The sequence below is a fragment of the Streptomyces sp. NBC_01224 genome, from assembly GCF_036002945.1.
Taxonomy (GTDB): domain Bacteria; phylum Actinomycetota; class Actinomycetes; order Streptomycetales; family Streptomycetaceae; genus Streptomyces.
Map to the genome: position 1 here is coordinate 1,126,067 of NZ_CP108529.1, position 22,572 is coordinate 1,148,638.

At 68.0% G+C, this 22,572-nt stretch carries 21 protein-coding genes; 6 read left to right on the plus strand and 15 right to left on the minus strand.

The annotated features are described in order from the left end of the window. Positions 1 to 4: 4 nt before the first annotated feature. From OG609_RS04980 to OG609_RS05025, 10 genes are read right to left on the minus strand one after another with little or no spacing between them, the layout of a single operon-like run. Positions 5 to 523 (minus strand): hypothetical protein, encoded by a 519-nt coding sequence (locus OG609_RS04980; RefSeq protein WP_327271649.1) that lies wholly within the window; start codon positions 521 to 523, stop codon positions 5 to 7. Continuing rightward, positions 520 to 1,776 (minus strand): MlaD family protein, encoded by a 1,257-nt coding sequence (locus OG609_RS04985; protein WP_327271650.1) that lies wholly within the window; start codon positions 1,774 to 1,776, stop codon positions 520 to 522. The genes OG609_RS04980 and OG609_RS04985 overlap by 4 nt, the downstream gene beginning before the upstream one ends. Then, the gene (locus OG609_RS04990) at positions 1,776 to 3,017 is read right to left on the minus strand and encodes an MCE family protein (RefSeq protein WP_327271651.1); all 1,242 of its coding nucleotides are present in this window, start codon (positions 3,015 to 3,017) and stop codon (positions 1,776 to 1,778) included. The genes OG609_RS04985 and OG609_RS04990 overlap by 1 nt, the downstream gene beginning before the upstream one ends. Continuing rightward, a complete protein-coding gene (locus OG609_RS04995) occupies positions 3,014 to 4,141 on the minus strand; it encodes an MCE family protein (RefSeq protein WP_327271652.1) in 1,128 nt (375 codons plus the stop codon). The genes OG609_RS04990 and OG609_RS04995 overlap by 4 nt, the downstream gene beginning before the upstream one ends. A 1-nt stretch (position 4,142) precedes the next feature. Next, positions 4,143 to 5,162: an MCE family protein gene (locus tag OG609_RS05000; RefSeq protein WP_327271653.1), complete on the minus strand. Its 1,020-nt coding sequence runs from the start codon at positions 5,160 to 5,162 to the stop codon at positions 4,143 to 4,145. Continuing rightward, positions 5,159 to 6,190 carry an MCE family protein gene (locus OG609_RS05005; protein WP_327271654.1) on the minus strand — a complete coding sequence of 344 codons (1,032 nt, stop codon included), beginning with the start codon at positions 6,188 to 6,190 and terminating at the stop codon, positions 5,159 to 5,161. Before OG609_RS05005 ends, OG609_RS05000 begins: the two co-directional genes overlap by 4 nt. Beyond that, positions 6,187 to 7,488 carry an MCE family protein gene (locus OG609_RS05010; RefSeq protein ID WP_442817937.1) on the minus strand — a complete coding sequence of 434 codons (1,302 nt, stop codon included), beginning with the start codon at positions 7,486 to 7,488 and terminating at the stop codon, positions 6,187 to 6,189. The genes OG609_RS05005 and OG609_RS05010 overlap by 4 nt, the downstream gene beginning before the upstream one ends. After that, positions 7,485 to 8,288 (minus strand): MlaE family ABC transporter permease, encoded by an 804-nt coding sequence (locus OG609_RS05015; RefSeq protein ID WP_327271656.1) that lies wholly within the window; start codon positions 8,286 to 8,288, stop codon positions 7,485 to 7,487. Before OG609_RS05015 ends, OG609_RS05010 begins: the two co-directional genes overlap by 4 nt. 6 nt (positions 8,289 to 8,294) lie before the next feature. Continuing rightward, the gene (locus tag OG609_RS05020) at positions 8,295 to 9,149 is read right to left on the minus strand and encodes an MlaE family ABC transporter permease (RefSeq protein ID WP_327271657.1); all 855 of its coding nucleotides are present in this window, start codon (positions 9,147 to 9,149) and stop codon (positions 8,295 to 8,297) included. Further along, positions 9,146 to 10,135, minus strand: a complete 990-nt coding sequence (locus OG609_RS05025) for an ABC transporter ATP-binding protein (protein WP_327271659.1) — start codon at positions 10,133 to 10,135, stop codon at positions 9,146 to 9,148. The genes OG609_RS05020 and OG609_RS05025 overlap by 4 nt, the downstream gene beginning before the upstream one ends. A 945-nt stretch (positions 10,136 to 11,080) precedes the next feature. Between OG609_RS05025 and OG609_RS05030 the strand changes: the two genes are divergently transcribed. After that, positions 11,081 to 12,013, plus strand: coding sequence for a hypothetical protein (locus tag OG609_RS05030; protein WP_327271660.1), 933 nt, complete (start codon positions 11,081 to 11,083; stop codon positions 12,011 to 12,013). A 190-nt stretch (positions 12,014 to 12,203) separates the two neighbouring features. Here the strand turns inward: OG609_RS05030 and OG609_RS05035 are convergent, their stop codons facing one another. The 3 genes from OG609_RS05035 to OG609_RS05045 form a co-directional block, all read right to left on the minus strand. Then, positions 12,204 to 12,359 (minus strand): hypothetical protein, encoded by a 156-nt coding sequence (locus tag OG609_RS05035; RefSeq protein WP_327271661.1) that lies wholly within the window; start codon positions 12,357 to 12,359, stop codon positions 12,204 to 12,206. A gap of 170 nt (positions 12,360 to 12,529) precedes the next feature. Further along, a complete protein-coding gene (locus OG609_RS05040; protein ID WP_327271662.1) occupies positions 12,530 to 14,029 on the minus strand; it encodes a DUF6801 domain-containing protein in 1,500 nt (499 codons plus the stop codon). A gap of 139 nt (positions 14,030 to 14,168) precedes the next feature. Further along, a complete protein-coding gene (locus OG609_RS05045; RefSeq protein WP_327271663.1) occupies positions 14,169 to 14,786 on the minus strand; it encodes a hypothetical protein in 618 nt (205 codons plus the stop codon). A gap of 773 nt (positions 14,787 to 15,559) precedes the next feature. On the opposite strand from OG609_RS05045, the gene OG609_RS05050 reads away from it, so the two are divergent. The 5 genes from OG609_RS05050 to OG609_RS05070 all read left to right on the plus strand — a co-directional run bounded on the left by OG609_RS05050 (position 15,560) and on the right by OG609_RS05070 (position 21,064). Continuing rightward, on the plus strand, positions 15,560 to 16,774 hold the full coding sequence (locus tag OG609_RS05050; protein ID WP_327271664.1) for a helix-turn-helix domain-containing protein: 1,215 nt from the start codon (positions 15,560 to 15,562) through the stop codon (positions 16,772 to 16,774). 220 nt (positions 16,775 to 16,994) lie between these two features. Then, the gene (locus tag OG609_RS05055; protein WP_327271665.1) at positions 16,995 to 17,258 is read left to right on the plus strand and encodes a hypothetical protein; all 264 of its coding nucleotides are present in this window, start codon (positions 16,995 to 16,997) and stop codon (positions 17,256 to 17,258) included. Between the two features lie 55 nt (positions 17,259 to 17,313). Then, on the plus strand, positions 17,314 to 17,844 hold the full coding sequence (locus OG609_RS05060; RefSeq protein WP_327271666.1) for an acyl-CoA dehydrogenase family protein: 531 nt from the start codon (positions 17,314 to 17,316) through the stop codon (positions 17,842 to 17,844). 258 nt (positions 17,845 to 18,102) lie between these two features. Beyond that, positions 18,103 to 18,930: a hypothetical protein gene (locus OG609_RS05065; RefSeq protein WP_327271667.1), complete on the plus strand. Its 828-nt coding sequence runs from the start codon at positions 18,103 to 18,105 to the stop codon at positions 18,928 to 18,930. A 58-nt stretch (positions 18,931 to 18,988) separates the two neighbouring features. Then, a complete protein-coding gene (locus OG609_RS05070; RefSeq protein ID WP_327271668.1) occupies positions 18,989 to 21,064 on the plus strand; it encodes an MDR family MFS transporter in 2,076 nt (691 codons plus the stop codon). A 26-nt stretch (positions 21,065 to 21,090) separates the two neighbouring features. On the opposite strand, the gene OG609_RS05075 is transcribed toward OG609_RS05070, so the two are convergent. Together OG609_RS05075 and OG609_RS05080 are read right to left on the minus strand one after the other, a co-directional pair. Beyond that, positions 21,091 to 21,540, minus strand: a complete 450-nt coding sequence (locus OG609_RS05075; RefSeq protein ID WP_327271669.1) for a YchJ family protein — start codon at positions 21,538 to 21,540, stop codon at positions 21,091 to 21,093. A gap of 30 nt (positions 21,541 to 21,570) precedes the next feature. Continuing rightward, positions 21,571 to 22,536, minus strand: a complete 966-nt coding sequence (locus OG609_RS05080; protein ID WP_327271670.1) for a GlxA family transcriptional regulator — start codon at positions 22,534 to 22,536, stop codon at positions 21,571 to 21,573. Positions 22,537 to 22,572: the final 36 nt, after the last annotated feature.

Below are 22,572 nucleotides of genomic sequence, written 5' to 3' on the forward strand. Positions count from 1 at the left end.
CACCTCATGCGGCACCCACCGGAATCGCGGTGAGTGCTTTGACCTTCCAGCCGTCCGGAGTACGGGTGAGAGTGGCCTCGAACCGTTTGCGCTCGGTGCCGGCCCCGCCGGTGCGCGGTGTGACGCGGACGTCGACGGTCGCGATCAGCTCGGCCGTACCGGCGCGATCGTCGAGCGCGGTGAGCGCCACGTCGGTGACGGTGCCGCGGGCCGTGCTGCCGCTCTTCGTCAGGTCGTTCGCATCCTTGCTCCGGGTTCGCTTCAGCTGGTCGTGCAGCGGCCCGGTGGAGACATCGAGCCACTGCCGCAGCCCCGCGTCCACGCTCGTGACGTCCTTGCCGTTCAGACTGTTCAGCCGGGCGAGATGGTGCTTGCCCGCCGCCAGGGCCGCGTCGCGGCTCTTCACGTAAGCGAGGGTGTCGTCGCCGCGCGCCTGTGTGTACGACGAAACGCCGAAGGCGCAGATCAGTACGGCACCGAGCACGACCGCCCAGCCCATGAGACCTCTGGTACGGGGGTTCACTCGCCGGCCTCCAGTCCCAGCAGCCCGGCCATGCCGTTCGTGGCGGGTGACGTGTTCGCCGTGGCCCCGAGTGCGCCCGGGAGCGTGCCTCCCGCGTCGGCGCCCAGGAGCATCGAGCCCGGTTTGGCGGGTTCGGGTACGGCTGGGCCCTTCGGCGCGTTGGCGCTGCCGCGTACGTTGATGCCCGTGCCGGGTGAGGAGGTGCAGCGCGCCTTGGTGTTGACCTCGGGGCCGGTTGTCGTGTCCAGACCGTTGCGATAGGTCGTGCCGCCGTATCCGGCGGTGCAGGGCAGCGGTTCGAAGAAGGTGACCGACATACCGAACCGGGCGCCGTCCTCGTCCACGGCGCTCGCTCCGGCCGCGGCGACCGCGGGCAGTTTCACGAGGAGTTCCTCGATGCCGCGCTGCCGGGTGACGGCGACCTCGGACGTGGTGAGGAGGTTCGCGACGACGATCCCGAAACCGGGGTCGAGATCGCGCAGCAGTCCGCTGATCTGCTCGGTCGCATCGGGCGCGGCGGCGATCAGCTTGCGGAGGTCCGTGTCGGAGCCCTTGAGCTGGGCGGCCAGCTCCTTGGCCCCGGAGGCGAATCCCTTGAGTGCTTCGCCCTGTTCGGCCTGGGTGCGCAGAACGGTCTCGCCGTCGGCCATCAGCTTGGTGTTGGTGGGCAGTGCGTCGTCGGCCGCCTGCACGAAGTCGCTGCCGGTGTCCAGGAGGACCTGGAGGTCGTCGCCGCGCCCGTCGAACGCGGTGCCGAACTCGTCGACCACGGTCCGCAGCGACTCCAGGTCGACGGAACCGGCGAGGTCGTTGACACTGGTGAGGACATTCGTCACCGGTGCCGGGACGGTGGTGTCCGCCAGGTCGATGACCGAGCCGTTCGCCAGGTAGGGCCCGTCGGTGCGGGTCGGCCGCAGGTCGACGTACTGCTCGCCGACGGCGGAGAGGTTGGCGACGACGGCCTTCAGGTCGTCGGGGATGGGGGGTGCGGACTTGTCGATGCGCAGCTCGGCCTCCACACCGTCGTCGGTGAGTTCGATCGGGCCGACGCGGCCCACGGAGACCCCCCGGTAGGTGACGTTGGAGTGGGTGAACAGCCCACCGGTCCGGGTGAGTTGGACCTTGACGGTGTAGTAGTCACGCATGCCGATGTAGTGGCCGAGGTCGGCGTAGCGGACACCCAGATAGCCGAGCACCAGCACTGCGATGATCAGGAACGAGATGTTCTTCAGCCGGATGGCGAGGGTGATCATCAGTTGCTCCCCTCCGAGGCCGAAGGCATGTCCGACGGTTTGTCCGAAGATCTCTGGGACGGCTTCCGGGAAGGCGTTCCGGACGGCGTGGTCGTGGTCGCTCCCTCAGTGGTGATCGAGGGAAGCGGCAGTGGCAGTCCCGAGCCGGCCGATCCGGCCGTTGCCGGCGTTCCGGTCGCCGTGTCGGCGTCCGGGTCGTAGGGCGGGATGATCTGCGTGCCGGGGGCGGCCGTCATGTCCAGGTAGACATTGAGGTAGTCGCCCTTGACACCGCGCAGTACCTCGTCCGTGAACGGGTAGGTGAGCAGCACCTGGAGGGAGTCCGGCAGGTCGTTGCCCGAGTCGGCGAGCGCCTTGAGGGTGGGGGCGATGGCCTTCAGGTCTGCGATCGTGTCCGCCTTGCTCTTGTTGACGGTGTCGACGGCGACGGTGGAGAGGGTGTCGAGTGCGCGCAGCATCGTGAGGAGCGAGCCGCGCTGCTTCTCCAGGACCTTCATTCCGGGGCTGAGCCCGGTGAGGACCTTTCCCACGTCCTGTTTGCGGGTGGCGAGGGTGGTGGAGAGCCGGTTGACACCGTCGAGTGCCTCGGTGATGTCCTTCTTGTGGTCGTCGAGGTCGGTGACGAGGGTGTCGACGCGGCTGAGCATGGACCGGATCTGCGGTTCCTGCCCTGCCAACGCCTTGTTGAGTTCGGTCGTGATGGTCTTGAGCTGGTTGAGGCCGCCGCCGTTGAGGAGCATCGACAGGGCGCCGAGGACCTCTTCGACCTCGGGGTTCCGGTTGGTGCGGGTGAGCGGAATCTTCGCACCGTCGGTGAGCGTGCCCCGGGCGGTGCCGGTCGCGGGTGGTGAGAGCTGGATGTACTTCTCGCCGAGGAGGCTGGACTGTTCCAGGTGGGCATACGCGTTGGCGGGCAGTTCCACCTTCCCGTTGACGCGCATGGTGACCCTGGCCTGCCAGCTGTCCGGGGCGAGGGAGATCTTGGTGACGCGGCCGACGGAGACGTCGTTGACCTTCACCGAGGACTGCGGGGCGAGGCTGAGTACGTCCGCGAAGTCGGCGGTGATCTCGTACGGATGGTCTCCGAGGTCCGCGCCGCCGGGCAGCGGCAGCTGGTCGATGCCGCTGAACCGCGGGGCCTCGCAGCCCCTGACGACGAGGACGCAGCAGAGGCCGAAGGCGATCAGGGTGGCGGCACCGGTGGTCGCGAGGGCTCCGGGTCTGCGGAGGGTACGGCTCATCGGTTCGCCCCCTTGTTCTCGTTGTTCTTCGTCGTCCGGGTGTCCTCCGGCGTGCCGTAGACGGTGCCCACGGCCGGGAGCGGCAGCGAAGGCAGGGTCTTCTGCCGTTCGGCGGTCACCGGGGAGAGCCCTTCGAGACTCACGGTGGATTCGGTGAGCGGCCCGCCCATGCTGAGCTCGTTGAGGTCGGTCCGGCCGTTGAGGGTCCGGTTCGTCGGGTCGTACGCGTTGATGACGTTGCCCGCGGAGAGCGGCAGTGTGTCGAGGGACTCGGCGAGCGAGGCCCGCTGGTCGACGAGGGTCTGGGTGAGCGGTACCAGGGCGTCCACGTTCTTCTTGAGTGCCCCGCGGTTGTCCTGGATGAAGGTCTTGACCTGGGCGAGTGCGGTGCCCAGCTCCTTGAGCGCGGCACCGAGGTTTTTCTTGTCGTCTGCCAGGAAGCCGGTCACGGAGTTCAGCTGCTGCTCGGCGGCGCGCACATCGCCGTCGTTCTCCTTCAGCATCGTGGTGAAGGTCTGCAGGTAGGACAGTGTGTCGAAGAGGTCCCCGCTGCTCTTGTCGAGGGTCTTCGTGGCCTTGCCGAACTGTTCGATGGAGTCGCCGATGTCCTTGCCGTTGCCCTTGAGGTTCTTCGCCCCGGTGTCGAGGAGCCCGGCGAACGCGCCTTGCGCGTTCGCCCCATCCGGTCCGAGCGCGCCGGTGAGTTCGGTGATGGACTCGTACAACTGGTCCACCTCCACGGGCGTGGCGTTGTTCGCGGCGGGCAGTTCGGCGCCATCTGCCAGGACCGCTCCCCCGTCGTAGGCGGGTGCGAGCTGGATGTACCGGTCGGCGACGAGGCTCGGCGCGACGACGACGGCGTGCGCCTCCTTGGGGACCTTGATGCCCTTGTCGACGCGCAGGACGACCTCGACCTCCTTGCCGCGCGGTTTCACCGATTCGACGGTGCCGACCCTCACACCGAGGATCCGGAGGTCCGATCCGGCGTAGACACCGGTGGCCTGGTCGAAGTACGCGGTGACAGTTGTCGTTCCTTCTTCGTCCAGGGACATGACCCCGGTGGTGGCCGCGACGGCCACGACGGCGAGTCCGGCGCCGATGCCGACGATGCGTGTGAGTCTCATGTCAGCTGCCGCCTTCCTGTTTGGGAGGCATACACCCGGTCGCCGGTGGTGTGTCGGCGGGCAGATAGTTCTTCGGGACGACACCGCAGACGTAGTTGTCGAACCAGCGGCCGTTGCCGAGGGTGTTGCCGACGAGCCTGTTGTACGACCCGGCGAGCGACAGCACCTTGTCGAGGCTCTTGCGGTTCTTCTGCAGGACCGCGGTGACCCGGCCGAGCGCGGTGAGCGTCGGCTTCAGCTGCTTGTTGTTGTCGGCGACGAGCCCGGTGAGCTGGGTGCCCAGATCGCGGGTGCCGGTCAGCAGCAGATGGATGGAGTCGCGGCGCGCCTGGATCTCGCCGAGGAGCAGATTGCCGTCCTCCAGGAGGGTTTCGAAGCTGCTCTTCTTGTTGGCGAGGGTCTTGGTGAGCTGTTTGCTGCCCTTGAGGAGGGTGGCGAGCTGGGCGTCGCGCTCGGAGACGGTCCTGGAGAGTGCGGACAGCCCGTTCGCGGCGCTCTTCACATCCGGCGGGGAGTCCTTGAACGTGGCGGAGATCGTTTCGAAACTCTTGGCGAGCTGTGCGGTGTCGATCTCCCCGATGGTCTCGCCGAGGCCGTTGAACGCCTGGGTGACGTCGTACGGGGATGTGGTGCGGCTCGCCGTGATGCGTTCGTGCGGGTCCTGCGGAGCGTTGCCGAGCGGGTCGACAGCGAGGTACTTCTCGCCGAGCAGTGTCTTGATGGCGATGCCGACGGTGCTGGAGTTGCCGATCCAGGCGCCCTTGACCCGGAAGGTGACCTTCACCTTGGCGCCGTCGAGGGAGATCCCGGTGACCTCACCGACCTTCACTCCGGCGATCCGTACTCCATCGCCGTCGGCGAGCCCGGCCGATTCGGTGAAGTCGGCGCTGTATGTCGTACCGCCGCCGATGAAGGGCAGCGAGTCGGCTCGGTAGGCGGCGAGTCCGACGAGGGCCAGGACCAGCAGGCCGACGATGCTGACGGCGACGGGGTTGCGTTCCCGTACGGGCTTGATTCTCATGACAGACACCTCGGCTGGGTGATCTCGATGCCGGTGGGCGGTGTGCTGCCGTCGCTGGTCGTCACACCGCTGATCCTGGCCTCGCAGAGGTAGAGGTTGAGCCATGAGCCGTACGAGGCGAGGCGGCTGATCGCCGCCATCTTGGCCGGGGTCTTCTCCAGGAAGTTCTCGATCTTCGGCGAGTTGTCCGCCAACCGGTCGGATAGGCGCCCGAGTTGCTTGATGTCGTCCTTGAGCGGCCCCCGGCCGTCGTTGAGCAGGTCCGCGGTGACGGTGGTGAGCGCGCCCATCGCGGTGACCGCCCGGCCGAGCGGTTTGCGGTCTCCGGAAAAGCCGGTGACGAGCTTCTGAAGGGTGACGACGAGGTCGTTGAAGCCGGCTTCACGGTCGTTGACGGTCTTCAGGACCGTGTTGAGGTTCTTGATCACCTCGCCGATCACCTTGTCCTTGGCGGCGACGGTGCCGGTCAGCGAGCCGACGTGCTGCAGGATGCTGTCGACGGTGCCGCCCTCGCCCTGGAGCACCTGGACGATGGAGCCGGCGAGCTCGTTGACGTCCGGCGGGGAGAGCCCTTCGAAGAGCGGCTGGAAACCGTTGAAGAGCTGGGTGAGGTCGAGTGCCGGGGTGGTGCGGGAGAGCGGAATGGTCGAGCCGGCGGTGAAGCTCTCGCCGACCGGGCCCGCCCCCTGGTCGAGGTCGATGTACCGCTGGCCCACCATGTTGAGGTACTTGATGGACGCGGTCACCGACGCCGGGAGCTTCCGGCCCTTCTGGACGCTGAAGCCGACCTCGGCGAGCCGCCTGTCGGCGACCTCGATGGATTCGACCTGCCCGACCTTGACCCCGGCGATCCGGACGCTGTCGCCGACGATCAGTCCGGTCGCGTCGGTGAACCGGGCTTTGTACGCAGCGGTGCTGCCGACGCCCGTGTTGGCGATGGACAGGGCCAGAACGGTGGTGGCCAGGACCGTGACCAGGATGAAGACGATCGATTTCGCGAGTGGCCCGGCGAGGGAGCGGCGCTTCACTTGAGCTTCACCTCCGCACCGCGGAAGGCCGGACCGATGAGTACGCTGCTCCACTCGGGCAGGGCCTGCGGCTGGACTTTCAGTGAGGGAGCCACCAGCTCGTTGACGAGCCGGCTCTCCTGCGGGGAGTTGGGCATGCCGAGGGACGCGTCCGCTGCCGCCACTTCTTCGGGGGCGCCGAGCGTGGAATCCGGCGGAGCGCCCCGGCCGGCCCCCGCGCGGGCATCCGCGGTCGGCACGGTGTTGCCGACGTAGGGCAGGGAGTAGCAGTGCGGTCCGCCGGTCGCGTCGTAGACCGGCGTGTCCTTCCCGGCCACGTACTTCCCCTTGGAGGGCACGGTCTTCAGCGTGACGTGCAGACCGGGTTCATCGGTGCCCTTGCCGAGTGCCTTGTCCATGGCCGGGACGAACCCGGCCATGGTGCGCAGGGTGCAGGGGAACTCCGACGAGTACTTCGCGAGGGTCTCCAGCGTCGGTCTGCCTGTTGCGGAGAGCCGGATGAGGTTGTCCTTGTTCTTCCGCAGGAAGGTGGTGACGTCCTGGGCGGAGGCGGTCGTGGACCCGTACAGGTCGGCGAGCCCGGCCTGCTGTTCGGCGAGGGTGCCGCTGGTGGTGGTGAAGTCGGTGAGCGCGTCGAGAACGTCCGGCGCCGCATCCGCGTACACGGTGCTCACCTTGACGAGTTTCTTGATGTCGGCGTTGAGCTTGGGCAGTTGGGGGTTGAGCTTCTTCAGGTGCGCGTCGAGCGTGACCAGGGTCTCGCCGAGTTTGTCGCCCCGCCCTTCGAGTGCCTGGGAGACGGCGGTGAGGGTGGCGGAGAGCTTCTGCGGCTGTACGGCGGTGAGCAGTGGCAGGACGTTGTCGAGGACCTGTTCCAGCTCGATGGCGTTGCTGGAGCGGTCCTGCGGGATGACGGCCCCAGCCTTCAGCGACTGCGCGGAGGGAATCTCCGGCGGTACGAGAGCCACGAACCGTTCCCCGAAGAGGGTGGTGGGCAGCATCTGGGCGGTGACGTCGGCCGGGATCCGGCCGAGTTTGTCGGGTTGGATGGCGAGGGTGAGCCGGGCCCCGTCCCCATCGGCCGCGATGTCGCGGACCTGTCCGACGACGACGCCGCGCAGCTTCACATCGGCGTTGTCGTGCATCTCGTTGCCGACGGTCCCGGTCCGTACGGTCACAGTGGCGTCGTGGGTGAAGTCCTTGTTGTACACCGCGACAGACACCCACGCCAGTACGGCGGGGACGAGCAGAAAGCTGACTCCGGCGAGCCTGCGGCGTACCGTCTGGGTGTTCATCATCCGGCCACCTTCACGGTCGTCGTGGCGCCCCAGATGGCGAGCGAGAGGAAGAAGTCGGTGACGCTGATCAGCACGATCGCGTTGCGCACCGACCGCCCGACGGCGATACCGACCCCGGCGGGTCCGCCCTCGGCCCGGAATCCGTAGTAGCAGTGGGCGAGGATCACCATCACGCTGAAGATCAGCACCTTGAGAACCGACAGCAGTACGTCGTCCGGGGAGAGGAAGAGGTTGAAGTAATGGTCGTACGTGCCCTCCGACTGCCCGTTGAACAGGACGGTGACGTAACGGGACGCGACGTACGACGAGAGCAGCCCGATCGCGTACAGCGGGACGATCGCGACGACTCCCGCGATGACCCGGGTGGTGACGAGGTAGGGCATGGATCGCACGCCCATCGCTTCGAGGGCGTCCACCTCTTCGTTGATCCGCATCGCGCCGAGCTGGGCGGTGAAGCCGGCGCCGACGGTGGCGGAGAGAGCGAGCCCGGCGACGAGCGGGGCGATCTCACGGGTATTGAAGTAGGCGGAGATGAAGCCGGTGAAGGCGGACGTGCCGATCTGGTTGAGAGCCGCGTACCCCTGGAGACCGACGACCGTCCCCGTGAAGAGCGTCATCGCGATCATCACGCCGATTGTTCCGCCGATGACACCGAGGCCGCCGCTGCCGAACGCGACTTCGGCGAGGAGGCGCTGCACCTCTTTGAGGTAGCGGCGCAGGGTTCGGGGTATCCAGATCAACGCGCGTATGTAGAAGGTGAGTTGATCGCCTGAGCGATCCAGCCAGCCGAGCATGGACATCTTCTCTCAGCTCCCCTTCGCGGGGACGATCTGGAGATAGATCGCCGTGAGGACCATGTTCACGAAGAACAGCAGCATGAAGGTGATGACGACGGACTGGTTGACCGCGTCGCCGACGCCCTTGGGACCGCCGCGCGGGTTCAGCCCGCGGTAGGCGGCGACGATGCCCGCGATGAACCCGAAGATCAGCGCCTTGAACTCGCTGATGTAGAGGTCGGGCAGCTGAGCGAGGGCGGAGAAGCTGGCCAGGTACGCGCCGGGGGTCCCGTGCTGCATGATCACGTTGAAGAAGTAGCCGCCCAGGGTGCCGACGACGGAGACCAGGCCGTTGAGCAGGACGGCCACGAACATGGTGGCCAGGACGCGCGGGACGACGAGGCGCTGGATGGGCGAGACGCCCATGACCTCCATCGCGTCGAGTTCCTCACGGATCTTCCGCGACCCGAGATCGGCGCAGATCGCCGATCCGCCCGCTCCGGAGATGAGCAGCGCCACGATGAGCGGGCTGGCCTGCTGGATGACGGCGAGGACGCTGGCGCCGCCGGTGAAGGACTGGGCGCCGAGCTGCTCGGTGAGCGAGCCGACCTGGAGGGCGATGACCGCGCCGAACGGGATGGAGACGAGGGCGGCCGGCAGGATGGTGACGCTGGCGATGAACCAGAACTGCTCGATGAACTCTCGTACCTGGAAAGGTCTTCGGAAGACAGCGCGGGTCACGGACAGGCCGAGCGCGAACAGCTTCCCGGTCTCGCGCAGCGGTGCGAGCAGCCTCGTCGGCTGTTTCTGCACGGGGGCCTGCCGCGGGGGCGTCGCATCGGTGGTGGGCGGCTCGGGGGGCCGCACCGGAATCTCGGCCGTCACGGGCGTGCACCGCCGGCGGCCGGGGTGTAGCTGTTCATGATGGCCGTCCGGGCGGCCTCCGGGAGCTGGCCCATCATGCCGAGGACGCGCTCCCGGCGGCGCTGGACGGCCCGGCGGACCGGCATCCCGGGCGAGGGTTCCAGCTGCGGTACGACGGTCCGCGGGCCTGAGCCGTGGTCGTAGGAGCTGCCATTCAGCTGCTCGGCGGCGAGGGTTGCGGCGTCCTTCTCCTCGGACATGCCGATGGGGCCTTCGCGACGTCCGGAGAGGAACTGGGATACGACCGGCACATCGCTGGTGAGCAGTACCTCACGCGGCCCGAAGGTGACGAGGTTGCGGCAGAACAGCATCCCCATGTTGTCGGGGACGGTCGCCGCGATGTCGAGGTTGTGGGTGACGATCAGCATCGTGGCATCGATCTGCGCGTTCAGATCGATGAGGAGCTGCGAGAGGTAGGCGGTGCGGACGGGGTCGAGTCCGGAGTCCGGCTCGTCGCAGAGGATGATCTGCGGGTCCAGGACGAGCGCACGGGCGAGACCGGCCCGTTTGCGCATGCCGCCCGAGATCTCACCGGGCAGCTTCCCCTCGGCACCGAGGAGCCCGACGATGTCGATCCGCTCCATGACGATGCGGCGAATCTCGGATTCCTTCTTCCGGGTGTGCTCGCGCAGGGGGAAGGCAATGTTGTCGAACAGCGACATCGATCCGAAAAGAGCACCGTCCTGGAACATGAGCCCGAAGAGTTTGCGGGTCTCCATGATGTCTCGTTCGGGACTGTTCACCATGTCGACGCCGTTGATGAGGACGCGACCGCGTTCGGGCTTCAGCAGGCCGATGATGGATTTGAGGAAGACGGTCTTTCCCGTGCCCGACGGGCCGAGCATGACGCTGACCTCGCCGGCGGGGAGGGTGAGCGACACATCCTGCCAGATGTTCTGCTTGCCGAAAGACTTGGTAAGGCCTTCGACAACTACTTCGATTCCCATCCCACCTCCTGCATGCGCTCACGAAGTGACAGAAGTGCGCCAAGGGGCGCACGTTAAGTTCACCGACACCGCCAGGACAAGCCTTTGAACAGCCAATTCGTGAACGACCGGCCCACTTGTCATCCAGTGACAAGCTTTCACTCAAACCTTGTAAAGAGCTGCGCACTCGCAACGGTCGGTGCAGGCCGGGACCGCACAGCCCAGAGGGCCGGAGCCGCGGGGCCCCGGAGCGAGAGCGCCGCCCCGCCCGGAGGTACGGGACCGGGGGCTCCCGGGCAAGGAATCCCGGCGTGGGGAGCCACAACGGAGTTCCTTTCCTGACGGGCGAGCAAGCTCCGGACGCACCGCCCGAGTTGCTGACGAGGGCGACGTTACGGCCGAGTAACCTGGCCCGCAATACAAGTTCTCCAAGTTTTCGCGAGTCCGCGACGAGCCGTCGAGTTCTTTGCATTGTCTGAGCAGGAGCCCCGGGGCATTTATCGGCAAGTGACAAGTTCCTCAGCCCTGGCGGCGGGAGCTCAGCGATCACGCCGGCCGCCCGACGACCGTCCGGACCGGCGCGAACGCACAAGCGGGAGACCGAATTCCGTATAGGTCACGAGTCGCGACGGCATCGAGTTCCGCCGTGGATCCATGCGCACCGATTGACAAGGTGTCCTTGCCCAGTACTCACCAGCGGACGAGAAGCCACATTCGCGGGCAGATTCCCAAACGGCGGGATTGTGCGCCAGTGTTTCTCGCCAGTAACCTCACGGCTCGGTGAATGGGGAGTCCGAACCGGCATTGCTCGCTGCGGACCCCGGCACCCGCATTCCGCACACCTATGGTCTGCGCGCCCCTCACGCCATGGCCGAACCATGCCGGCTTCGGGGCGCCGCAGGCAGACCGAGCAACTCCGGACTCACCGGGCCGCCTCGACGACGGCTGCCTCAAAAAGGGGAAGACATGAGATCTGGTTCGAACCGGGCGCGCGTGGGGCTCTTGGCCTCGTTCACCGCACTTGCCGCCTTCGCGTCCATGGGGTCGGCCACCGCCGCCACGAGCCTGAACGGCAACTGGGCGCCCTTCACCCGCTGTCCGGTGGACGCTCCCGCCATGCTGGCCGCGGACGGGGCGACCGACACCGCCGTCTGCGTCTCCTCGCACTCGGCGAGCGGCTCCATCAAGCTCGGCAACACCGTGGTTCCGGTGGGCGCCAGCGACCTCCAGGTCGGGGTGGTCACGCATCCGGGCGGCGGGGCGACCGTGGTCTCACCTCCGGGTGGCGCCCTCGTCGCCGACTCCGCGCAGATCCCCGGCGGACTGCTCGGCCTGATGTGCCCCAGCGACATTCCCGTGATCACCGGCATCTGCAACCAGTTGACCGACAACACTCTCAACCGGGTGACCGCCACCATTGAGTCCGTCAACAGCCCCAGCGGCTTCCAGCTCCTCGCGGGAACCACCACCGGAAAGCCGATCATCACACTGCCGGTGCGGATCCACCTGGAGAACCCGTTCCTCGGCAATTCGTGCTACATCGGCTCCGCTTCGGACCCGGTCCTGCTCCGCCCGCAGAACCTGACGCGCCCGGCCATCAGCACCCAGCAGTTCGCCGGCGACGGCACCACCGACGCGACCGGCCCCATGGGCCGGATCAGCCTCGTGGGCGCCAACCAGACCGACACGACGTACGCGGTCCCGGGGGCCAGTGGCTGCGGGCTGGGCCTGCTCAACTGGGCGGTGAACCTGAAGACCGGGCTGCCGTCCGCCTCCGGCAACAACAGCGTGGTCCTCAACAACGCCCAGACGTACGTCGCAACGATCAACAACCCCGGCAGCGTCGCCCCCGACGCGGGCAAGCTGCTGTCGCAGTACTGGCACTCGGCGGCCCAGTAACCGTCGGCCGAGCACTACCCGACGCCCCGGTGGGGCCACGCTCCTGTTGGGAGGTGGCCCCACCGGGGTGTTGAGACGCGTCGGCCGACGGAGAGGGCTCTGCCGACGGCTCACCGCACAGGACACGGTCCCGGACCACCGGACCGGGTCGGCAGCATCCGGTCCCACCGGATCGCGGAAGAACCACCCCTCACGGTCGGAGAACGACCTCGACGACGCGGCGCTCGTCCGTGGCCGCGCAGGCTTCGGCGGTTGCGGCCAGGAGCCTCCCGAGGTTGAGGACCCGTCCGGGCTCGATGGTGCCGCCGAGGACTTCGGGAAGGAGTTCCCCGATGCGGTCGCACACGGTGACGACATCGCCGCAGACGCCGACGTCGGTGCCGAGAGCGCGGTGTCCACGGGGAGTTCGGGCCAGCGGCGGGCCTGGCTACTGTGGGTGCCGACGGCGCAGAGCCCGAAGACCGGGGCCGGCCGTTCATGTCGGGCAGGACGTACGTCCTGCCCGACATGAACGGGTCACGAGTCCGTACCGGGCATCTTCGGCATGGTCGGCGGGCAGAGGTTATTGGGTGAACTCGGAATACATGTCGTTCCCTGGTTCATGCTGATCAGGTTTCCGGGGCCCGAGATGGATGCCGTGAACAAGGCGTCGAGGTCTTCCTCACCCGTTCCGCAGCCGGAAAACGGCGGAATGTCCACCTTGCCCTCCAACAGACCTCCCGAGTAGACATTGACGTACTTCGCCCCACCGTTGAGAACCACCTTGTAGGGCCTGACGGTCCTGCAGTTGCTTCCCACGTCCAGAGGGGTTCCATTGACCTTCACGTCGTGGAGGCGCAGGCTCTGCTTGAAGTAGGCGGTGGAAAAGGCGATTCTCTGGGCGCCGGAACCAATGTTTCCGGTGGAGATGGTCATCGGACCGTTCTCGAATTCCACCTTCGCGCTCACCGGCTGGAATCCGAATGTCAAAAAGGTCGATTCGGCATCCGGAAGCTTCAGATTTCCGAGCGAGTCGAGACGTGTGTAGGCACCGCCCTTGGCGCTGGGAGCACGATTCGACGTGTGCTTGATCGCCATGACGCTGATCAATGCCGGGGTGCGGGTGGGGTCGTTCACGATCATGGCCCCATTCAGCTTGCGCACATTGGCGATCCCGACCGCGTACGCGCAACCGAAGGTTCCGCCCGTGGGCACGTCGGTCTCCCTGGTGGGATCGCCCGGAGGTGCCTGCGGTGCCTCGCTCGAGTCCATCTCCCCCGTGGCCTGCTCGACCGGGCACGGATCGGTGTCCTTCGCCGTGGTGTCCTCCGGCTCGACCATGATGCCGTCACCGGGCCTCTCGCCAAAGTCGCCGTGCTCCGCCGGGTCGGGTGTCCCTGACGTTTCGGCATCCGGTCCGCCCGGCACCGAGACGGTCGCAAGGCGTCCGTCCTGTCCCTCAGCCGGTTCGCACGTCACTGTCTCCGGGGCCGACTCGCTCTCCTGGCCCAGTGCCGCCGCGGAACGAAGGGCGATCCTCAACTCCCCTGCGGTGAACCGAACCTCACCCGGAGCACCTACCGTCACCGACGGAACTTCGCCCGAGTGGACCATCCGCACCGCACCGTCGGGCGGAAGCGGGGTGCCCGGAGCGCCGAGGTCCGCCCACTGCGCCTGGACCGACTGATCGTTCTGCGCCACCTCCACCGTGAGCGTCGCCGTGCTCACCACCGCATCGGCACCGGCCGGGAGCAGTCCGTCGAGATCGGTCCGCGACAGCACCACGGCAACCGTCGCGGGCCCAGGCTGCACGGGCCGGCCGACCTCGCCCGTGGCCGGCACTTCCACCGAGACCTCGACCGTGGCCGCCACGGCCCCGCTGTTCGGTCCGCAGTCGTACGCGAGGGTGACCGGCTTCGTGCCTTCGTCCGCGACGGATCCGGGTCCGGACAGCAGCCCGGCAAGGAGGGCGACGCTCGCGATCGAGGCGAGCCGCATCGACCGCCTGTCGCCCCTCACGGGTGTCTTTGTGTTCATGCCGACGCTGTCCTCCACCTCGTGCGTGCTGCAACTGATCTGCTGCGGCGCCGTCGCCCACGACGCCGGAAACGAGAAGGGCGGGCCGACGGCGGCAGCATCTGCTCACCGTCGGCCCGTACCCGTGCGCCGTCCAGTGCTACGGGGTGGTGATCACCGGCGATGTGCCCGTCGATGTCACGGTCACGTGGTACGAGGCGTTGAAGCTGGCCACATCACCGTCATTGATGAGACCGAGGCAGCTGGCGTTGGACGCGACCAGGTCGGTGCCCGAGCCGTCGATGACGAGGTCACCGGTGTTGTTCTGGTAGCGCCCGTAGACCTTGCCCGTGAAGTCGGCACTGCAGCCGATTCCGGAGATGTGGGCCGAGATGGAACTCACGCTGCCATCCACCCAGTTCGAGTTGGAGGCGTTCGGCTTGACGGCGTTGATCAACCACGGCGTCGTCTTCATCGTGACATTGAAGGGAATGCCACCGACCGTGCAATCGGTGAAGGTGATGTTGTTGATGTTGGCAATACCGTTGCCGGTGGCACTGGACGCCTGGAGGACTCCGGCCGTCACATCGGAGGACGCACACTCCAGTGACGCCAACGGTACTTCCAGCGTGGGGAAGTCGGCGTGCGCGGTGTAGGCCCCCGACGGCGTGATCGTCCACGTCGTCGCGGTACCGGCCGAGGCCGTCGACACCGTCATTCCGATGGCCGCACCGAGGGCGGCGGTTACAACTGCGGCTCTGCGTGCAAGGGTGTTCACGGATCCGTATCCCTTCAGGGTATGTGACCCGGCGCCGGAGCTCGCCTCCGGCCGGATTCGGCGGAACTCGCGGGGCGGGGTCACAGGACAGAGAAGTGGCAGTCCGACCTGACCGACTGCGCGACCACTTGCGTTCGGCGAAGACGCTACGGGCGAGTAATGTTGCTTCGCAACACTCGGGCCGAAGAATCTCCGAATGCGCCCTCGTCGCTCAGTAATTTGTTCCGGGGCGAGTACGGGCTCATGGATTCTTATCCAGAAGTGAGTGGTTCCGGCCCGACGGTGGTGCGGCGCGCACCCGTCGGATCGACCGATCGGCGACCGAACCGCCCGGCAACGCCCCACGTCACAACCACTGCTGCGAGACGATGCCGGTCCCGGCCGGCACGCTGCGCGGCCGCCGGAGCGAGGGGCCCTTGACTTCACCGCGCCTGCACAGTCGAATTACCACCGGAATATCTATCGCGACTCGCTCTCCATTACAGGTGACGGCCGTACAAGGATTCCCCGGCGCCCCGGGAATTCCTTGTCACCCCGCGCCGAACCTGATTGCGGGCCCGCTCCGGCCGCCGGAACTCCGGCCGCCGGGGCACGTGCGGCCCGGACCCGGCACGGCAATACGTGCCCCTTGCGTCTCGTGCTGTCACAACTGTGTCCACGCGCCCCTGCTTGGACTATCTTCAGCAGCCCACGTTGGTACGCACCTGACGGCTTGGGAGCGCTCCTCCCACGGCCCACCCCCCATCGGGCGCCGGAGAGCAAGGGATGCAGGCATGCCGGGAGTTGTACAGCCCTCGGACCTCGGAGAACCACTGGGACCGCTGCCGCAGGAGTTCGCCGCGATCGTGCGGCCCGAACTCCCCAGCCTGATCAAGGAGATCGGACTGGAGGTGACCCGCGCCTACCCCGAGTATGCGCGACTGCTCGACGGTCCCTACGGCCAGGGCATCCGGGTCGGCGTCGAGCAGAGCATCTCCGTCTTCGTGGACCAGGTCGCCGAGCCGGCCGCTCCCTCCCCGCTGCGCGACGAGATGTGCCGCAGGTTCGGCAGGTTCGAGGCGTACGAGGGACGCAGCCTGGACCAGTTGCAGGGCGCGTATCGACTGGGGGCCCGGATCGCGCTGCGCCGGGCCAAGAAGGTGGGCCGGCGCTACAACCTCTCCCCCACGATGATGCTCACCTTCGCCGATGCCCTCTTCTCGTACGTCGATGAGCTCGAAGCACTGTCCCGCGAGGGCTACTTGGAGGTCCGGGCGGCCTCCGGCGACCACACGGACACCCTCCGGCGGCGTCTGCTGCATCTGGTACTCGCCGGCCGGCCCGTGCCCCGTACAGCCATCGCCGAACTCTGTGAGCAGACCCGCTGGGTACTGCCCGACGAGGTGACTCTCGTCGCGGTGCGCCCCTCGGCGGAGCTGGGACGGCTCGGCGCCGACCGTGACGTCCTCGTCGACTTCACCGACCCGCAGCCTCACTTACTGATCCCGGGACCGTTCGACGAGATGCGAAGACGCATGCTCGATCACGCGCTCCCGGGTGCCCGCGCCGCAATCGGCCTGACTGTTCCCACATCCCTGGCCTCGGACTCGGTCCGCTGGGCACGTCGAGTGCTCGAACTCGTCGATGCAGGCGTCATCGACGACGCACCCGTCATCCTCTGCGAGGACCACCTCATCACCCTGTGGCTCCTCTCCGACCCGGTCCTCCTGGACCAGCTCGCACGGCGCGAACTCGCCCCGATCGCCGGTATCAGCGCCAATCGGCGGGAGCGGCTGATCGAGACCTTGCGGATCTGGCTCGACACCCGTGGCACCGCCGCCCAGATGGGCGAGCTGCTAGACGTGCACCCGCAGACCGTCCGCTACCGGATGCGCAATCTCGAATCCATCTTCGGCGAGCAACTCGTCGACCCCGAGTCCCGGTTCTCGACCGAGGCCGTACTCCGCGCGATGCGGCTGCGCGCCCGCAGCGACGGCACACCACTCTGATCGGCGCAGCGCGGATCCCGACCCGAGCACGTTCCTCACGCGCAGTCAACTTACTTACGGGTAAGGCAAAATAGCCGGTCACTCCCAAACGGTTGCCACACGGAGACGTTCTCAACGAGAAACCCGGAAGTGCGTCCCGTACACATGGAGAAGTCGGCCGCCCACCCAGCGGCCGCACCGAGCACCGCCTCCTGGCCAGCCATCCGAGAGGGAACCCCCTATGACCGCCTCGCACCTCCTCGTCCCCGTGCCGATCCCGGACCGGGTCGCCGCGCTGATCGGGTCCTGCATCCCGCCGCACATCGTGGAGGCGGAGTTCGACGCCGAATGCGCCGCGCGCGAGGTTCGCAGGTTCCGCGGCCCGCGGCTCTGCGTCGAGGACGAGGCCGACCGCGAGCAGTCACTCGCCGCGCTGGCCCGCGCCAACAAGATCCTCGCCGCCCACCACCCCCGGCTGCCAGTGCGCCCCGGCAGCTCCTGGTGAGCCGCCCGCACCTCCCCCACTCCGCTCCCGCCTTGCGAGGGGACGCCGCGACCGGGTGCACGGCTTCGCCACCCAGGTCGTCCGCCCCGCAGCCGCCGAGTGGGACGCACGGGAGGAGACCCCGTGGCCCGTCATCCAGGAAGCCGCACAGATCGGCCTGTACGGCTTCGAATCCCTCGCGGACATGTACGGCGACCCCTCCGGGCTCTCCCTCCAGATAGCCAACGAGGAACTGTTCCGGGGCGACGCCGGAATCGACTTGGCGCTCTTCGGCACCTCCCTCGCCGTCGCCGGAATCTTCGCCTCCGGCACTCCGGACCAGCTCGCCGAGTGGGTGCCGCAGTGTTACGGCGACGAGGACGACCCGAAGGTCGCCGCCTTCTCCATGTCCAAGCTGCGCGCGGGCGAACTCGCCGTGTCCGCGGCGGAGAAGGCCATCCGGATCCTGGGCGGCGCCGGATACAGCAGGGAGCATCCAGTAGAGCGGATGTACCGCGACGCCGAGATCTACACGATCTTCGAGGGGACGAGCGAGATCCAGCGGCCGGTGATCGCGCGGGCGATCTCCGGGCGCCACATCCGCTGATCGCTCCTGCACGGATGCCGGCGCGCGCCCGTTCGCGTGCCCCGGCATCTCCGGCCGCTCGCGCCCCTTGTGACCGCATCCGGGTCACCGCCCGGATTGGGATCGGCCGCGGCCGGCGTGAGAATGTCGGGCAGTGGCGGCGATTGCGATGCGGTCGACTCGTTCGGGGCGGACCTCATCACCTCCGGGTCCGTGCCGGGCCAACGCCGTCGACGTCATTGGTCCACTGTCCGCCGACACACCTCATGGGGGAACGCCATGCCCGCCGGCCCGCGCCCGTCCGTCCTCTTCGTCACCGACCTCGCCTACGAGGCCCGCGGTCGCCGCTACTGCGACGAGGACATCTATCTGACGTCGCGGTTGCGCGAGGAATTCGATGTCGCGCTCTGTCACCCCCGGGACGCCGCCGCGCTGCTCGACGGTTTCGACGCGGTCGTCGTACGCAACAGCGGTCCGGTGCTGCACTACCAGGAGGCGTACGACGCGTTCTGCGCGCGGGCGCGGGAGCTGGGCGTACGCGTCTACAACCCGCTGCACGGCCGCGGGGACATGGCGGGCAAGCAGTATCTGGTCGATCTGAGCCGGGGCGGATACCCGGTGATCCCCACGGTGGACCGAGCGGCCGATCTGGGGCTGCTGCCCGCGGCCGCGGAGTATGCGGTCAAGCCGAAGCTGGGGGCGGACTCGGTCGGGCTGCGGTTCATACGGGAGGCCGCGCTGCCGGAGAGCGAGGACGGCACGCTGCTCATCCAGCCGCGGATCGACTTCCGTTACGAGGTGTCGTTCTACTTCATCGACCGCGATTTCCAGTACGCGCTGTACGCACCGCATCCGGAGCAGCGGTGGGTGCTGGAGCCGTACGAGCCGAGCGCGGCGGATCTGGAGTTCGCCCGCAGTTTCGTGGAGTGGAACAGTCTCGGCCATGGCATCCAGCGGGTCGACGCCTGCCGGACCGCGGCGGGCGAGCTGCTGCTCGTCGAGTTGGAGGACCTCAATCCGTATCTCTCGCTGGACCGGGTGGCGGAGCCGGTGCGGGAGGCGTTCGTGGCCCGTATGAAGGCTTCCGTGCGGGATCTGCTGGCCTGACGCCACGTCCGGCCGTCCCCCACATGCGGGGGACGGGGGCCGGTGTGAGGGTGCAAGCGTGACTACTGCCAGCGAGACCGCCCCCGCCGCGCAGAGTGCCGTCGCGCCACCCGTACTCGATCCGCGCCGCAGGAACATCGTCTTCGTAACGATCGTGCTGGGGCTCCTGCTGGCCGCCCTGGACCAGACGATCGTCGGCACCGCACTGCCGACGATCGTCTCGGATCTCGGCGGCGCCGCGCATATGTCCTGGGTAGTCACCGCGTATCTGCTCGCCGAGACGGTGGCGACGGTCCTGGTCGGCAAGTTCGGCGACCTGTTCGGCCGGAAGATCATCTTCCAGCTGTCGGCGATCATCTTTATCACCGGCTCGTTCCTGTGCGGCCTCGCGACCAATATGACGCTGTTGATCATCTGGCGCGGACTGCAGGGCATCGGCGCGGGCGGGCTGATGGTCACCTCGATGGCGCTGATCGCCGATGTGATCCCCTTGCGCGAGCGCGGCAAGTACCAGGGTGCGCTGGGTGCGGTCTTCGGGGTGTCGACGGTGATCGGACCGCTGCTGGGCGGGCTCTTCACCGACCATCTGAGCTGGCGCTGGGCGTTCTACGTCAATGTGCCGATCGCGATCGTGGTGGTCATCGCCGCCGCCCGGACGATCCCGTCGGTGAAGGCCGCCGGGCGGCCCGTGATCGACTATCTGGGCATCACGATGGTCACGGTCGGCGCGAGCGCACTGATCCTGGCGACCAGCTGGGGCGGCAATGAGTACGCATGGGGATCGCCCGTCATCATCGGTCTCTTCGCGGGCGGTGCCGTGGCACTGGCGCTCTTCTGCCTCGTGGAGTTCCGGGCCCAGGAACCGATGCTGCCGATGCGGCTGTTCCGGAATCCGGTGTTCACCGTCTGCTCGATCCTGAGCTTCATCGTGGGCTTCGCGATGCTCGGCGCGATGATCTTCCTGCCGACGTATCTCCAGTACGTGGACGGCGACTCGGCGACCCTGTCGGGGGTGCGGACACTGCCCATGGTCATCGGGCTGCTCGTCGCCTCGATCTTCAGCGGCAATGTGGTCTCCAAGACGGGCCAGTACCGGATCTTCCCCATCGTGGGCTCGCTGATCATGGCGGTCGGGCTGTTTCTGCTCTCCCGGATGGGCCCGGGCAGCGGAGTGTGGCTGGAATCGCTCTACATGCTGGTTCTCGGGGTCGGCATCGGCCTGTGCATGCAGGTGCTCACGATCGCAGTGCAGAACACGGTCGACTACTCGGATCTGGGTACGGCGACGTCGGGCGTGACATTCTTCCGTACGCTCGGCAGCTCCTTCGGTACGGCGGTCTTCGGCACGATCTACGCCAATGCGCTGAAGCCGAATCTGACCGACGGCGTCGCGGCGGCGGCCCGGGCGGGCGGCGACCCCGCGGTGCTGGCGAGGGCCGCGCAGAGCCCGCACGGGCTGCACGGTCTGCCCGCCGCGCAGTCCGCGCCACTGGCCCAGGCATACGCCGACACACTGCACACCGTGTTCCTGTGGACGGTACCGGTCGCGGTCCTGGGGTTCGTCGTGGCGCTCTTCCTGAAGCAGGTGAAGCTGCGCGACACGGCGCGGGTCGGCTCGACGGACATGGGCGAGGGATTCGCCCAGCCCGGCGCCGGCGACTCGGTCAAGCTCCTGGAATTCTCCGTGGCCAAGATCCTGCACGGAGCGGGTGGCGACACGGCACGGCGGATCGTCGCGGAGTCGGACACCCGGCTGGACATGGCAGGGGCCTGGGCGGTGATGCAGGTCGAGCTGTTCACCCGGATGGTCGGCCATGCGGGTCTGAACCTGATCGCGACCCGGCACCGGGTTCCGCCGGAGGTGCTGGTGCCGGTCTTCGACCGGATGATCGAGGAGGGCTATCTCACCGGCGACGGTCATCTGTTCATGCATACGGCCGCCGGGAGCCGGGAGGCAGCGGCGATCAACGACGCGTGGGCGCGGTGGCTCAATGAGCGCCTGGACGAGCACGGGGCACGCCCGGACGACCGGCAGCTGCGGGCGGCGGTGGATGTGATCGCCAAGCGGTTACTCGCGGAGGACCTGGCGCAGGAGCTCTCGCCGGAGAAGCCGCAGGTGGAGGCCGCCATCTGAACAGCCCCGGTCACCGCGCGGCCGGGTCAGTCGACGAAGACCGCCGTCGAGTACACCCAGGCGCCTTCGGACCGGACGAAGCGGCTCTTCTCGTGGAGCGAGTCCGGCCGCCCGCCGTCGGTGTAGTGCGCGCGGAAGGTTACCGTTCCTGTGATGTGGAACGCGCTGCCGTCCGTCGTCTCCAGGATCTCCAGGCGCACCCACCGCATCCCGGGATCGAAGTCGACGGCGGGCGGCCGGGTGTCGGGGTGCCAGGTGCGAAGCAGATACGCCTCGTCCCGGACGACGAATGCGGCGTACCTGGAGCGCATCAGCGCCTCGCAGGTCGGCGCTGCGACGGTCCCGGCGTGCAGGCGTCCGCAGCAGTCCGCGTAGGTGGCGGGCAGGCCGCACGGGCACGGCGACTCCGCGGTGATCGCGGGCGTCCGCGTTTTGGCGGTGGCGGACCGCTTCGGTCGTGTGGTGCGTCGTGACATGCGTCCATTGTCACCTGCGGCCCGGCCGGTTCAGCCGGCCGGGGTGAAGCGGCGACGGTACTCGCTGGGAGTCAGTCCGGTGCGGCGGCGGAGCTGGGTCCGCAGATTCGTCGCCGTACCGAGTCCGCTGGTGCGGGCGACCACGTCGAGGCGTTCCTCGCCGCGCTCCATCAGCCGGCAGGCGAGGGTGATCCGGCGTTCGGTCAGCCAGCCGAGCGGGGTCGTGCCGAGCTGGGCGCGGAAGCGGCGGTGCAGGGTGGCCGGGCTCACGGCGGCGCGGGCGGCGAGGCCGGTCACCGTGAGGTCCGTGCCGAGGTGTTCCTCGGCCCAGGCGAGGAGCGGGCCGAGCGAGGTGTCGGGGACGTCGGGCAGGGGGTGCTCGACGAACTGGCGCTGGCCGCCGTCGCGGTGGACCGCGAAGACCAGACGGCGACTCACAGCGGCCGCGATCTCCGCGCCGTGGTCGGAGCGGATGATGTGGAGACCGGTGTCCAGGGCGGCGGCGCTGCCGGCTGCGGTGATCACCCGGCCGTCGTCGACGAAGAGCACATCCGGGTCGAGGTGGACCTGCGGGTGGCGGGCGATGAAGGCGTCGGCCCAGCGCCAGTGGGTGGTGGCCCGTCGACCGTCGAGCACTCCGGCGGCGGCCAGCGTGAACGTACCCGTGCAGAAGCTGACCAGCCTGGCTCCCCGGGCGTCCGCGCGTCTGATCGCGTCGAGGACGGCCGGATCGGGTTCGGTCTCCGGGTCGGGGCGGTTCGGCACGATGACGGTGTCGGCGCGGTCCACGGCATCGAGCCCGGCGGTGCCGGAGAGCTGGAAGAGACCCTGGTGCATGCGCACGGTCGGGGTCTCGGCGCACAGCTCGAATTCGTACCAGGGCACGGGCAGCTCGGGACGGCGCAGCCCGAAGAGTTCGGTGGCCACGCCCATCTCGAAGGGGTTGGAGCCGGCCGAGACGATCATTGCGACCCGGTGCGAGGATTCTTGCGCCATATGCGATTCCTAGCACTCACGAAGGCCCGGGCCAAG